The organism is Rhodoplanes sp. Z2-YC6860 (assembly GCF_001579845.1).
Lineage (GTDB): Bacteria > Pseudomonadota > Alphaproteobacteria > Rhizobiales > Xanthobacteraceae > Z2-YC6860.
In genome coordinates this window covers 4,048,861-4,062,504 of the sequence record NZ_CP007440.1, presented here as the reverse complement: position 1 = coordinate 4,062,504, position 13,644 = coordinate 4,048,861, and the positions used below count along the sequence as shown (strand labels likewise).

Genomic DNA, 13,644 nt, shown 5'->3' with positions numbered 1-13,644 from the left:
CGACAATTGGCCTTGCGCGCGGGGCTACCGCTTGATTTTCGCAAGCCTGTCGAGCGGCAGGAATTGTTTGACTCGCGCGTATTCCGGCCATGGATCGGCCTTCAGCAGCTTCTTCGCGTCTGCAATCGTGGCCGGCCGCGCGTCCTTCAGCCGCGACAATTGCTGCCACGAGATCGGTGTGGCGACAAACGCGCCTTTGCGCGATCGCGTCGAATAGGGCGAGATCGCCGTGGCGCCGCGCTGGTTGCGCAGATAGTCGATGAAGATCTTCCCCTTGCGCTTTTCCTTCGACATGTTGGCGACGAAGCGATCCGGCTCCTCGGCAGCCATCACGCGCGCCAGCGCCTCGGCGAAATCGCGGTGCTCCTCCCAGCTGTGGCTGGGCGTCAGCGGCACCACCACATGGATGCCCTTGCCGCCGGTTGCCATCGGGAAGCTTTCCAGGCCCAAGTCCTTCAGCCGATCGCGCATGTCGCGCGCGGCATCGCGCACGCGGGCGAAGTCGAGGCCTTCGTCCGGGTCGAAGTCGAACACCATGCGATCGGGCTGCTCCAGCGTCTCGGTGCGTGAGCACCAGATGTGCAGTTCAAGCACGCCGACCTGCACGGCCGCGACCAGGCCGCGCTCGTCCTCGATGGTCATGTACTCGCGGGTCGCCGATTTCTCTTTGATCCTGATGTGGCCGAACTCGTCGGGAAACCCCGCCGAAGCGTGCTTCTGGAAGAAGCAATCGCCGCTGCCCGCAGGACACCGCACCAGAGCGAGCGGCCGCTGCGCGACATGCGGCAGCATGATCCCGGCAACGTCGAGGTAGTACTCGATCAGATCGCGCTTGGTGACGCCCTGGTCGGCGAACAGCACGCGGTCCGGATGGGTGACGCGGACGCCGGCAAACTCGGCCTCCTCGCCGCCGCGCGATTTCGGCGTGGCAGCCCGCCGTTGCGGCGCCTTCTTCGTTTCAGCTTTGGCGCGTTTGACCGCCGTGGCCTTCGGCATGGCACGCTCCCTCACGATCTCGGATGCAGGCTTGTCGGTGCGCAATCCCTTGAACGAGGCCTGACGCACGAGATTGTCATGCGTCCAGCCGCGAAACGCGATCTGCGCGACGAGCTTCGGCTCCAGGAACAGCGCATCGCGCACGATCTCTCTCGGCACGTCCTTGACCGGCGGGCTCTTGCGCTCCAGCGCCTTGAACTTGGCGCCGAGGTCTTCCAGCCGCTCGCCGGTATAGCCGCTGCCGACGCGGCCGGCGTAGCGCAGCTCGCCGTCTTCGCGCAGGCCCAGCAGCAGGGAGCTGAACGGCCGGCCCGGCTTGTCCGACGGCCGCCAGCCGATGATGACGAACTCCTGCTCCATGCCGCATTTGGTCTTCAGCCAGGCCTGGCTGCGGCCCGACACATAAGGCGCATCGGCGCGCTTGGAGATGATGCCTTCGAGCCCGAGCTTGCAGGCCTCGGTGTAAACGTTCTCGCCCGCACTCTCGACATGATCGGAATAGCTGAGCGGCGCCGGAACGCCCTTGAGCAGTTGCGCAAGGCGCTCCTTGCGCTCGATCAGCGGGCGCTTGCGCAAATCCTCGCCATCAAGCTCCAAAAGATCGAAGAGGTTGTAACTGATCCCCTCGCCGCCCCTTGTGAGCGCATCCTGCAGAGCGCCGAAGTCGGTGTGTCCGCCAGAGTCGGCCACCACGATCTCGCCATCCAGCAGCGCGCTGTCGCAAGGCAGCCGCGCCAACGCCGGCACCAGCGGCTGATAGCGCTCGGTCCAGTCCAGCGCCTTGCGGGTGTAGATCTTCACCTCACCGCCAGCGATGGCGGTGATGGCCCGATAGCCGTCGTACTTGATCTCGTGCAGCCACTCGCTTCCGTTGGGCGGCGCGTCGACCAGCGTTGCGAGTTGCGGGCTTACGAACGCCGGGAGCTTTGCGCCGGAGTTTTTTTTTGAGCGCGCGGCGGTCTTCGCCGGTTTAGCTGCCACCGGTTTGGCCGCGCCGTTGCCGTTCTTCTTCCGGTTGCTGTGCCAGACCTTCTTGCCGGCCGCGATCTCTTCCATGCTGCGGCCGCTCGCGACACTCGTATCCTCGGTGTCGACTGCGTTCTGGCCGTCGTGGGCGAACTCGTCGCGCTCCTTGATCAGCAGCCAGTTGTCCTTGTCGTTCTTGCTGCGGGCGCGCAGCCGCACCAGCGCATAGCGGCCTTGCAGCCGCTCGCCGTGCAGGTTGAACGCCATTTTGCCCTTGCGCAGCGCCTCGTCGACGTCGTCGAGCGGCTCCCAGGTGCCGCGGTCCCACAGCATCACGGTGCCGCCGCCGTACTCGCCCTCGGGAATGCTGCCTTCGAAGGTGCCGTATTCGATCGGATGGTCCTCGACATGGACCGCGAGCCGCTTGTCGGTCGTGCTTTCGCTCGGCCCCTTCGGCACCGCCCAGCTCAGAAGCTTGCCGTCCCATTCGAGGCGGAAGTCGTAATGCAGCCGGCTCGCGTCGTGCTTCTGGATCAGATAGGCGAGCTGCTTGCCGGACTTGCGCCGCTCGCCTTTCGGCTCCGCAGTGCGCGAGAAGTCGCGCTTCTTGTTGTATTCGGCCAGTCCCCCGCGCGGAGCCATCAGGCGGCCTTCCTCGCGCTGCGAGTCTTGCGCTTGGCCTTCGCGGCCCGCGGCTTCTTCGCACGCCGCGGCGCGGAGCGCTTGGTCGGAGGCTCGTTCTTCGCCGCAGCCCCGCCTTTTACGCTGCGCTTGAGCGCATCCATCAGGTTGATCACGTTCGACGCTGCCGGCGTCTCCTCGATCTCGCGCGGCTTGCGATGCTCTTGCTTCGCCTCGATCAGTTCGCGCAGCGCGACCGTGTACTTGTCCTTGAACTGCTCCGGATGGAATTCGCCGGCCTTCTTCTCGATCAGCTCCTCGGCCAGTTCGATGAGGTCCTTTTCCGGCTTCTTCGCGGGAATGCCCTCGAACGTGGAGTTCGCCTTCTTCACCTCGTCAGCAAACCGCAGGGTCTCCATCATGAGCCCCTTGCCGCATGGCTTCACCGCCACGATCGAGCCCTGGCCGCGCACCACGATCTGGCCGAGCCCGATCTTCTTGGTTTCCTTCAGTGCGTCGCGCAGCACTGCATAGGCCTCGACGCCGTCCTCATCCTCGTCCTGCGGCAGCACGTAGTACGGCCGCTCGAAGTAGATCGGGTCGATGGCGTCGGCATCGACGAACTGCACCAGGTCGACGGTCTTCTTGGCCTCGAGCTTGACGTCGGCGATCTCGTCGTCGGTCAAGAGCACGTACCTGCCCTTCTCGACCTCGTAGCCCTTGACGATGTCGTCGGTGTCGACCGGCCCGATGCCCGGCACCACCTTCTCGTAGCGGATGCGCTTGCCGCTCGGCTCGTGGATCTGGTGGAAGGAAATCCGCGCCGCCGTCTTGGTCGCCGGCACGATCTCCACCGGGATCGACACCAGAGCAAGCCTGATCCGGCCAGACCAGAAGGCGCGAGCCGCCATGAAACCCACCTTTTTGCAAGCGAGGAACACCGGTCAACGGCCCGAAAAGGCACGGGTTCCCCGCTCTTCAAGTGTAACGGTGATATCTCGGCTTTCGTACTGGCGAAACCCTATCGTTCTCACTACGTTCCAGAACTAACTTATCCTGAAATCCGGGCGCCGCCGCCCTCCATTCTGTCGGATTCCATGAACGACCTTTTCGAGCAGGGCCGGCGCTCCGGCCGCAGCGTCTCCGAAATCCGCAATGCCGCCAAGGACGCCCACGACCGGCGCGTCATCGCCATCCGCGGCGCCCGGGAACACAACCTCAAAGGCATCGACGTCGAAATTCCCCGCGACCAGCTGGTGGTGTTCACCGGCCTGTCCGGCTCCGGCAAATCGTCGCTCGCCTTCGACACGATCTATGCCGAAGGCCAGCGCCGCTATGTGGAATCGCTGTCGGCCTACGCCCGGCAGTTCCTGGAGATGATGCAGAAGCCGGACGTCGACCAGATCGACGGCCTGTCGCCTGCCATCTCGATCGAGCAGAAGACCACCTCGCGCAACCCGCGCTCCACGGTCGGCACCGTCACCGAGATCTACGACTACATGCGGCTCCTCTGGGCGCGCATCGGTACGCCCTATTCGCCGGCCACGGGCCTGCCCATCGAGAGCCAGACCGTGTCGCAGATGGTCGACCGCGTGCTGGCGCTGCCCGAGGGCACGCGCATCTACCTGCTGGCGCCGGTCGTGCGCGGCCGCAAGGGCGAGTACAAGAAGGAGCTCGCCGAGTACGCCAAGAAGGGCTACCAGCGCGTCAAGATCGACGGCGCGTTCTACGAGATCGCCGACGTCAAGCCGCTCGACAAGAAGTTCACCCACGACATCGACGTGGTCATCGACCGCCTGGTGGTGCGCCCGGACATCTCCACCCGCCTGGCGGACTCGCTGGAACAGGCGCTGAAGCTCGCCGAGGGCATGGCCGTCGTCGAGCTCGCCGACTCCACCACGACCCGCGCCAAGGCCAATGCCGGGCGCAACGAGAACGCCGAGCGCATCATCTTTTCGGAGAAGTTCGCCTGCCCGGTGTCGGGCTTCACCATTCCGGAGATCGAGCCGCGGCTGTTCTCGTTCAACAACCCGTTCGGCGCCTGCCCGAAGTGCGGCGGCCTGGGCGTCGAGCAGCACATCGACGCCGACCTGGTGATCCCCGACAAGGACGCCACCTTGAAGAAGGGCGCCATCGCGCCGTGGGCGAAGTCCAGCTCGCCCTATTACGTGCAGACCCTCGACGCGCTCGCCAAGCACTACAAGTTCACGCTCGACGCCCGCTGGAAGGACCTGCCGAAGAAGACTCAGGACGCCATCCTCTATGGCTCCGGCGATGACGACATCAAGTTCACCTACGACGACGGCATGCGGTCCTACGCGACCAAGAAGCCGTTCGAGGGCGTCATCACCAACCTGGAGCGCCGCTTCAAGGAGACCGAGAGCGACTGGGCTCGCGAGGAGCTGCAGAAGTACTTCACCGACATCCCCTGCGACGCCTGCAACGGCTACCGCCTCAAGCCCGAGGCGCTGTGCGTCAAGATCGACGGCAGGCACGTCGGCGAAATCTCGACCATGTCGGTCAAAGGCGCAGGCGAGTGGTTCGCTGACCTACCCCAACGGCTGACCGCCAAGCAGAACGAGATCGCGATCCGCGTCCTGAAAGAGATCCGCGACCGGCTCAAGTTCCTGGTCGACGTCGGTCTCGAATACCTGACGCTCGGCCGCGCCTCCGGCACGCTGTCCGGCGGCGAGAGCCAGCGCATCCGCCTCGCCTCGCAGATCGGCTCGGGCCTCACCGGCGTGCTCTACGTGCTGGACGAGCCCTCCATCGGCCTGCACCAGCGCGACAACGAGCGGCTGCTGGTGACGCTGAAGCGGCTCCGCGACCTCGGCAACACCGTGATCGTGGTCGAGCATGACGAGGACGCGATCCGCACCGCCGACCATGTGCTCGACATCGGCCCCGGCGCCGGCATCCATGGCGGCCACGTCATCGCCCAGGGCCAGGTGGCCGACCTGATCGGCGCCGCGCAGTCCTGGACCGGCAAGTACCTCTCCGGCGAACTGGTGGTGCCGATCCCCGAGCGCCGCCAGAAGCAGCGCCGCGCGCTGAAGGTCGTCAACGCGCGGGGCAACAACCTCAAGAACATCACCGCCGAGATCCCGCTCGGCGTCATGACCTGCGTCACCGGCGTCTCGGGCGGCGGCAAGTCCACCTTCCTGATCGACACGCTCTACAAGGCCTTGGCGCGCAAGATCAACGGCGCAAGCGAGGCCCCCGCCCCGCACGACCGCATCGAGGGCCTGGAGCATCTCGACAAGATCATCGACATCGACCAGTCGCCGATCGGGCGCACGCCGCGCTCCAACCCCGCGACCTACACCGGCGCCTTCACGCCGATCCGCGAGTGGTTCGCGGGCCTGCCCGAAGCGAAAGCCCGCGGCTACGAGCCCGGCCGCTTCAGCTTCAACGTCAAGGGCGGCCGCTGCGAGGCCTGCCAGGGCGACGGCGTCATCAAGATCGAGATGCACTTCCTGCCGGACGTCTACGTCACCTGCGACGTCTGCAAGGGCAAGCGCTACAACCGCGAAACGCTCGAAGTGCTGTTCAAGGGCAAGTCGATCGCCGACGTGCTCGACATGACGGTCGAGGAGGCGCTGGACTTCTTCAAGGCGGTGCCGCGCGTCCGCGACGTGCTGGCGCTGCTGCATCGCGTCGGCCTCGACTACATCCATGTCGGCCAGCAGGCCACGACGCTCTCCGGCGGCGAGGCGCAGCGCGTCAAGCTCGCCAAGGAGCTCAGCAAGCGCGCCACCGGCCGCACGCTCTACATCCTCGACGAGCCGACCACCGGGCTCCATTTTCACGACGTGGCGAAGCTTCTGGAGGTGCTGCACGAGCTGGTCGACACCGGCAACACCGTCGTCGTCATCGAGCACAATCTCGAGGTCATCAAGACCGCCGACTGGATCATCGACCTCGGCCCCGAAGGCGGCGACGGCGGCGGCGAAATCGTCGCGCAAGGCACGCCCGAGGATGTGGTCAAGGTGAAGCGCAGCTACACCGGACAGTTCCTGAAGCCGGTGCTGGAGCGGAAGGAAGCCAGGAAGCCGAAGAAGAGGATTGAGGCGGCGGAGTAGGTCAGCCGCCAGCCTTTCGATTGACGCTGCTTTCCTTTCGACGTTTATTATGCGGCAGCGCGGTCGGGACGTTTGTTTCGGTCGTTGATCCTGCGATCTCTGGCGAACGTTAGTGCAGAAACTACTCGCGAACGCTGAATGACGGATCTATGAACTATGGATCCTATGTTTGGTAAGTCAGAAGTGTCTCGACCGCGCCCCGACTTGCGATGCCGTTGAACAAAATTCATAACCTAACAGGTTTAGCCTACTTGCTGGGATGCAGAGCGCAGCAATTGGGTTATTATATCTACAAACGCCCTCTGATCACCCAATATCGTACATTTGAAATTCCAAAGCGACGCGGCGGAACTCGGACTATTGCTGCTCCATCTACCAACTTAAAAATAATCCAACGCAATCTCGCGAAAGAACTTGATGCTTTATTTACATTCAAATCCTGCGTGAATGGATTTGTCACCGACCGGGACATAAAGCGCAACGCAACGACTCACGTCGGCGAGCGATTTGTTCTGAATATCGACCTTGAGAACTTCTTCGGCTCCATCAACTATGGTCGCGTCTTCGGTCTACTCTCAAAACCTCCGCACTCGCTTAATCGGACTGTAGCCGCTGCGATAGCAAAGGCCTGCACACTAAATGACGCGCTTCCCCAAGGAGCGCCGACGTCTCCTGTGATTTCCAATTTGATATGCGCGAAAATGGATTCGGAGCTGTTACGTTTTGCAGCTGCCAACCGATGTAAATACACACGATACGCAGATGATCTCACATTCTCGACAAATCGAACGTCGATGCCCTTCGCGACAGCAAGCAAAGCCGCCGATGGCAAGACTTACTGCGAAATCAACGCATCACTTCGCACTATAATAGAATCCAACGGGTTCCAAATTAACACAAACAAGTTGCGACTACGCGACAACACAGCACGCCAAGAAGTTACAGGGCTCATCGTCAACGAGCGCGTCAATGTAAAACGCAGGTTTATAAGAGAAACCCGAGCTATGTTGCACGCTTGGAGAAAATTCGGTTTGCTGGCAGCGGCCGCTGAGCACAAAAACAAGTTTGGGGGAGGAACTGCATTCGAATCCATAGTACGAGGAAAAATCGAATTTATCGGCCAGATTCGAGGCCGCCCAGATCTTGTTTTTAGAAGGCTTGCGGTTCAGTTTAATGCACTAACAACTTCTGGAAAAATTCGTACCGCCCTCTCCCCAGAAGAGATCGTTAAGCAGGCGACTTGGGTAATCGAACACAGCGGTGATGGACAAGGTACCGCTTTTTTTATCGAAAAATACGGATTGATAACGTGCGCACACTGCTTGGGTAGCAATCCGTACATCTATCATCCTGAAAATCCAGCAAAGAAAATCGCAGTAACGGTCCTCTCTCAAGACAACCATCGCGATTTAGCTGCACTTGAGATTCCCGCCGAATTGAAAACCATTTCGCCAATTCCGCTATACAAGGGACCGCCGCTGAAAGATGGAGCCAGCATAACCTTGTGTGGCTATCCCAATCATTTTCTCGCAAAACCAATTCGTATTGAACAAGGCAAGCTCATAAGGACCTTTCCAAAAAGCGCAGTTTCATATCTCGAAGTGACGCCAAAAATTATTGGCGGGAATAGTGGCGGGCCCCTTGTAACAGAGGACTTTTCTGTTGCCGGCGTTGCGGTATTAGGACTCAGTGGTTCTGTGACACTCAGCCAAGCCGAATTTTTTGCCGTGAATATTGCGGAGCTAGTGGCTTGGCTCAAATAGGCAAATGACCTAATCGGGCCTGCGTATGGACCACCATTCTACACTGACGTCGCGTAATTTCACCGCAGCTCTCCTAGACACGGGTGTAGATTTTCGCATCGGCCAACACACCCTGAGGCGTGGTGCTACAGCCGATGAACCACCGCGGCTTATTACGCGACCAACGGGGTGTCGCCATTAGGAATCCCCATGCTCTCCCGCCGCCTTTTCGTTGCCCTCGCGTTCTCCGCCGCGGTCTCGCCCGCGCCAGCCTTCGCGCAAGACCCCGATCCGGCCGCGATCGTCAAATCCATCTACGGCAAGCGCGACCTGTATGGCGCGACGGAATCGATCCAGTTGCGCGCCAAGCACCGGCGCGCGCTGTCGAAGTCGCTCGGCGCGCTGTGGAAGCGCTCGGACGACTCAACGCCGGCCGAGGACGAGCCGGTGCCCGGCTTCGACATCGCCGCCAATTCCAACGCGCGCGAGGTCTCGCGCGCCGAGGTGAAGGTCGAGCGGCAGGACGCGCAGCGCGCGACGGTTATGGCCAAGCTGTTTTCCAAGGACTTCACGAGCAAGCACCCGTCGGACGACATCGTGCGCTACGACTTCGTCCGCGAGAACGGCCGCTGGGCGATCGACAACATCCGCTCGACCGTCGACGGCAAGGCGTGGACGATCAGAAAACTGCTGAACGAGGGGCTGAAACAGTAGCCTGCGAGCAGGCGCAGCCCGGATCGAGCACGGCCACACGTCAGGCGTGTGGAGGCTTTCCGCCGTCGCTGCGTGATCTATACTGTGCGCGTTGCCGTTTCATCCAACATCAAGGGGGCTTCATGTCCGGGAAGTTCGTCCTGAAGAAATCAGCAGCCAACGGCCAGTTCTATTTCCACCTTTCAGCGGCCAACGGCCAGACGATCCTCAGCAGCGAGATGTACACGACCAAAGCTGCCGCCGAGAACGGGATCAAGTCGGTCAAGACCAACGCGCCGCTCGACGAACGCTACGAGCGCAAGACCGCAAAGAACGGCCAGCCGATGTTCAATCTCAAGGCCGCCAATCACGAGGTCATCGGCACCAGCGAGACCTATTCGTCGGTCGAGGCGCGCGAGCACGGCATCGCCTCGGTCAAGACGAACGCGCCGACTGCTGCGACCGACGACCAGACCTGAACCACGCGGCGGATTTCGCTCTTGGAATACGCCGCGCTGTTGCACTCTGCGAGTTCTTAAAATTTGAATTTACGGCCCTGGGTCCCCGCTTCCGCGGGGACCCACACAACTTGATTCCATGATGTTGAATCGTGCTCTAGACTGATCCTTCGTGGGAAGCCTCACCGGGGGCCACATGACCAAGATCGGACGCGGCGGAGATCGCGTGAGAGATGAGCACTCGACAAGGCGCGATGTGCTCGCAGCCCTGACGGCCGTTGGCGCAGTTGGCGTCCTCCCCGGCCCGGCCGCGGCCGAGCCCGACAGCGAACGGCCCCAGGCGGGCGACCTGTTCGTCTCCCAAGCCGGCGCGGACAGCGAGAGTGTCGCGCCGCTTAAACCCGCCGACATCCCGCTCGGCGGCCCGCCGGTCATCGCATGGCCCTACGACGCCGCGGGCCACGTGGTCCGCAAAGGCTCCCGCCTCAACAAGGTGCTGCTGCTGCGGCTCGATCCGGCGACGCTCGACGACGCCACGCGGGAGCGCGCCGCCGACGGCATCGTCGCCTATTCGGCGATCTGTCCGCACGCGGGCTGCGAGGTCAGCGTCTGGGTCGCGGACCAGAAGATCTTCGAATGCTCCTGCCACTACTCGCATTACAACCCGCGCGATGCGGCCGCCGTGCTCGATGGCCCGACGCCGCGGGCGCTCGCGGCGCTGCCCCTCAAGATCGTGGATGGCAATCTCGCCGTGGCGAAACCCTTCACCGGTCGCGTCGGCATCGCGCCGGCGTGAAATGTTTCTCGGGAGAGGAGTTCGATTGAGGTTGAAGCATTTGCGGCATCGGTGGTGAGCTCCCTCTCCCGTGGGGAGAGGGCTGGGGTGAGGGCGTACGGTCTCTCAATCAGCTTACCCCCTCACCCGGCGCGCTTTCGCGCGCCGACCTCTCCCCATGGGAGAGGTGGCCGGTGCCTGTGTCGCTGACCAATTCAACTTTGAAAAAGCCTTCGCTCTAAGAAGCCAGGCCACCGAGCCGCAAATCAAACGCCTCGCTCGCGAGGCATAACTGGGGAGGAACGACATGGTTTTGAGCCGGCAATTCCTGCGAAGCATCTCCGCCACAGCCATCATCGCCGCGAGCGTCTCGCTCGCCGGCGCGCAGCAGACAATCGCGCCCGTTTCGAACACGCCGGTGCCCGGTCCGGTGCCGGAGATCCTGCAGAAATACACGCCCGTCACCGCGGAGCGGCTGAAGCAGCCCGAGGACGGCAACTGGCTCCTGTTCCGCCGCAACTACAACGGCTGGGGCTTCAGCCCGCTGAAGGAGATCACGCCGGACAATGCCTCGCGCCTGCAGCTCGTCTGGAGCATGGCGACCGGCCAGACCGAGGGTCATCAGGCGCCGCCGATCGTCAACAACGGCGTGATGTTCGTCGCCACGCCCGGCAACCAGGTGATCGCGGTCGAGGCCAAGACCGGCACGCTGCTGTGGCGCTACAAGCGCCCGCTGCCCGACGACCTGGTCAACCTGCATCCGACCAGCCGCGGCGTCGCGCTCTATGGCGACAAGGTCTACTTCGCCTCGGCCGACTGCGTGCTGGTCGCGCTCGACGCGAAGACCGGCAAGGTGGCGTGGACCGCGAAGGTCGACGACTACAAGAAGGCCTACTACATGTCGCTCGCGCCGCTGATCGTCGACGGCAAGGTGATGCTCGGTGCGTCGGGCGGCGAGCTCGGCGTGCGCGGCTTCGTCGCGGCGCTCGACGCCGAGACCGGCAAGGAATTGTGGAAGACCTACACGGTGCCCGCGCCCGGCGAGCCCGGCAGCGAGACCTGGCCCGCCGGCGGCGACCACTACAAGCGCGGCGGCGGCTCGATCTGGGTGACCGGCACCTACGATCCCGAAACCAACCTTGCCTTCTGGGGCACCGGCAACGCCGCGCCGTGGTTCGGCGATCAGCGGCCCGGCGACAACCTCTACACCTCCTCGGTGATCGCGCTCGACGTCGCCACCGGCCAGATCAAGGGCCATCACCAGTACCATTGGAACGACTCCTGGGACTGGGACGAGGTCTCGCCGCCGATCGTGGTCGACTATCAACACGACGGCCGCACCGTGAAGGGACTGATCGACGTCTCGCGCTCAGGCTATATCTGGCAGCTCGAGCGCACCGCGGGAAAAATCAACTTCGTCGCGGGTCAGCCCTACGTGCGCCAGAACGTGTTCAAGAGCCTCGATCCGAAGACCGGCCGCCCCGACATCGACGAGACCAAGAAGCCCGGCACCGGCAAGACGGCCGAGTTCTGCCCGAGCCTGTGGGGCGGCAAGGATTGGCCGCCGGTCGCCTTCAGTCCGCAGACGCGGCTCCTGTACATCCCGGCGAACGACAACCTGTGCACCGAGCTCACCGGCGAAGCGCCGAAGTATGTGGTCGGCGAGCGCTTCATGGGCGTCAAAACGAACATCCTGAAGATCGTCGCCGGCGCCGACCACGTCGGCGAACTGCAGGCGTGGAACGTCGACACCGGCAAGAAGGCGTGGACCACCAACATGCCATCCTTCATGTGGGGCCCGGTGCTGGCCACCGGCGGCGATGTGCTGTTCGCCGGCGGCACCAACGACCGGATGTTCCGCGCCTTCGACGCCAAGACCGGCAAGGTGCTGTGGGAGACTCCGACCAGTTCGGGCATCACGGCTGTGCCGGTGTCGTTTGCGGTCGACGGCAAGCAGTACATCGCGGTGCAGTCCGGCTGGGGCGTCGACTCGCAGAAGATGCAATCGCGCTTCGACCTGCTGTTTCCCGGCAAGTATCCCGATGTGCCGCAGGGCGGCGCGATCAATGTGTATGCGGTGAAATAGCCGCGGCGGAGGTCACCTCTCCCCGCTCGCGGGGAGAGGGAGCTCACCGCCGATGCTGCGACGTCCCACCGGCTTGCATCAGCCTTTCCTTTGCACGACCATTCCTCGCCGGTCTGCAAAAGGAAAAATGCGCGATGCGATCTGCCGTCTGCCTTCTCGCCGGAGTTCTCTCACTCTCCACGCTGCCCGCCGCGCCCACGCAGGCCCAGACCTATCCCAGCCGCAACATCCGCGTCGTCGTGCCCTTCCCGGCCGGCGGTGTGACCGACATCGGCGCGCGCTTCGTCAGCCAGAAGCTCGCCGAGGCGCTCGGGCAGCCGGCGGTGATCGAGAACCGCCCCGGCGCGAGCGGCACGCTCGGCGTCGATGCCGTGACCAAGGCCACGCCGGACGGCTACACCATCCTGATCACCACCGGCGACTTCATCACCGTGCCGTCGCTGATGCCGGCCGCGCCCTACGATCCCTACAAGGACCTGATCCCGGTCACCCGCATCGCCACCGCGCCGCTGCTGCTGCTCACCCACCCGAAAAGCGGCCTCAACTCGCCGCAGGAGGTGATCGCCAAGGCCAAGGCCGCGCCCGGCGAAGTCACCTTCAGCACGCCGGGCGCCGGCACCATCAACCAGCTCGCCGCCGAGTGGTTCGCGCTCGAGGCCGGCATCAAGCTGCTGCACGTGCCCTATCGCGGCGGCGCGGGGCTCGCGAACGGACTCGCCGCGGGCGACACCGCGCTCGGCGTAACGACGCTGACCTCGGTTAAGGGCCTCGTCGACGACGGCAAGATCAAGGTGCTGGCGCAGCTCACGCGCGAGCGCGCCGCGTTCCTGGCGCAGTGGCCGACGATGACCGACGTGGGCCTCAACGTCGACGCGGGTTTGACGCTCAGCCTTTACGTGCCCACCGGCACGCCGCAGGCGATCGTCACGCGGCTCGACGACGAAACGCGGAAGATTCTGAAGGACGAAGCCCTGCGCAAGAAGTTCAACGACCTCGGCATGGAGATCACGCCGATCAGCCAGGCCGCGTTCGCCGAGCGCATCCGCCAGGAGGCCGCGCGCTACAAGACGGTGGTCGAGCAGACCGGCGTGAAGCTGAATTGATGCGCGTTACGGCTCGCGGTTCGCACAACTCTCTCCCCACCTCATCCTGAGGAGCCCGCCAAAGGCGGGCGTCTCGAAGGATGGGGTGGCCACCGACGCAGCAGCATCCGGGCGGCCGCCGA

The 13,644-nt window shown here is 63.5% G+C and carries 9 protein-coding genes; 7 read left to right on the top strand and 2 right to left on the bottom strand.

Annotated elements, in window-relative coordinates:
- Nucleotides 1-24: 24 nt before the first annotated feature.
- Nucleotides 25-2,604: a DNA ligase D gene (gene ligD, locus RHPLAN_RS18740; protein WP_068020702.1), complete on the bottom strand. Its 2,580-nt coding sequence runs from the start codon at nucleotides 2,602-2,604 to the stop codon at nucleotides 25-27.
- Nucleotides 2,604-3,494 (bottom strand): non-homologous end joining protein Ku, encoded by an 891-nt coding sequence (ku, locus tag RHPLAN_RS18735; RefSeq protein WP_068031479.1) that lies wholly within the window; start codon nucleotides 3,492-3,494, stop codon nucleotides 2,604-2,606. The genes ligD and ku overlap by 1 nt, the downstream gene beginning before the upstream one ends.
- 186 nt (nucleotides 3,495-3,680) lie before the next feature.
- Here ku and uvrA point away from each other — a divergent pair, with 186 nt between their 5' ends.
- The 7 genes from uvrA to RHPLAN_RS18705 all read left to right on the top strand — a co-directional run bounded on the left by uvrA (nucleotide 3,681) and on the right by RHPLAN_RS18705 (nucleotide 13,522).
- Nucleotides 3,681-6,665, top strand: coding sequence for an excinuclease ABC subunit UvrA (gene uvrA, locus RHPLAN_RS18730; protein ID WP_084245169.1), 2,985 nt, complete (start codon nucleotides 3,681-3,683; stop codon nucleotides 6,663-6,665).
- Between the two features lie 209 nt (nucleotides 6,666-6,874).
- Complete coding sequence (locus RHPLAN_RS38445; protein ID WP_084245167.1) at nucleotides 6,875-8,428, top strand: reverse transcriptase domain-containing protein; 1,554 nt, start codon at nucleotides 6,875-6,877, stop codon at nucleotides 8,426-8,428.
- A 189-nt stretch (nucleotides 8,429-8,617) separates the two neighbouring features.
- Nucleotides 8,618-9,121 (top strand): hypothetical protein, encoded by a 504-nt coding sequence (locus RHPLAN_RS18725; RefSeq protein ID WP_068020700.1) that lies wholly within the window; start codon nucleotides 8,618-8,620, stop codon nucleotides 9,119-9,121.
- A gap of 122 nt (nucleotides 9,122-9,243) precedes the next feature.
- Nucleotides 9,244-9,579: a YegP family protein gene (locus tag RHPLAN_RS18720; protein ID WP_068020699.1), complete on the top strand. Its 336-nt coding sequence runs from the start codon at nucleotides 9,244-9,246 to the stop codon at nucleotides 9,577-9,579.
- 175 nt (nucleotides 9,580-9,754) lie between these two features.
- Nucleotides 9,755-10,354 carry a QcrA and Rieske domain-containing protein gene (locus RHPLAN_RS18715; RefSeq protein ID WP_068020697.1) on the top strand — a complete coding sequence of 200 codons (600 nt, stop codon included), beginning with the start codon at nucleotides 9,755-9,757 and terminating at the stop codon, nucleotides 10,352-10,354.
- A gap of 286 nt (nucleotides 10,355-10,640) precedes the next feature.
- A complete protein-coding gene (locus RHPLAN_RS18710) occupies nucleotides 10,641-12,419 on the top strand; it encodes a PQQ-dependent dehydrogenase, methanol/ethanol family (RefSeq protein WP_084245165.1) in 1,779 nt (592 codons plus the stop codon).
- 134 nt (nucleotides 12,420-12,553) lie between these two features.
- Complete coding sequence (locus tag RHPLAN_RS18705) at nucleotides 12,554-13,522, top strand: Bug family tripartite tricarboxylate transporter substrate binding protein (RefSeq protein WP_068020695.1); 969 nt, start codon at nucleotides 12,554-12,556, stop codon at nucleotides 13,520-13,522.
- The last annotated feature ends 122 nt before the right edge of the window (nucleotides 13,523-13,644 follow it).

Coding starts and splice junctions, on each gene's coding strand:
- RHPLAN_RS18725 (WP_068020700.1), top strand. CDS start 8,618: ATGCTCTCCCGCCGCCTTTTCGTTGCCCTCGCGTTCTCCGCCGCGGTC.
- RHPLAN_RS18710 (WP_084245165.1), top strand. CDS start 10,641: ATGGTTTTGAGCCGGCAATTCCTGCGAAGCATCTCCGCCACAGCCATC.
- ku (WP_068031479.1), bottom strand. CDS start 3,494: ATGGCGGCTCGCGCCTTCTGGTCTGGCCGGATCAGGCTTGCTCTGGTG.
- RHPLAN_RS18715 (WP_068020697.1), top strand. CDS start 9,755: ATGACCAAGATCGGACGCGGCGGAGATCGCGTGAGAGATGAGCACTCG.
- RHPLAN_RS18705 (WP_068020695.1), top strand. CDS start 12,554: ATGCGATCTGCCGTCTGCCTTCTCGCCGGAGTTCTCTCACTCTCCACG.
- uvrA (WP_084245169.1), top strand. CDS start 3,681: ATGAACGACCTTTTCGAGCAGGGCCGGCGCTCCGGCCGCAGCGTCTCC.
- RHPLAN_RS38445 (WP_084245167.1), top strand. CDS start 6,875: ATGCCGTTGAACAAAATTCATAACCTAACAGGTTTAGCCTACTTGCTG.
- RHPLAN_RS18720 (WP_068020699.1), top strand. CDS start 9,244: ATGTCCGGGAAGTTCGTCCTGAAGAAATCAGCAGCCAACGGCCAGTTC.
- ligD (WP_068020702.1), bottom strand. CDS start 2,604: ATGGCTCCGCGCGGGGGACTGGCCGAATACAACAAGAAGCGCGACTTC.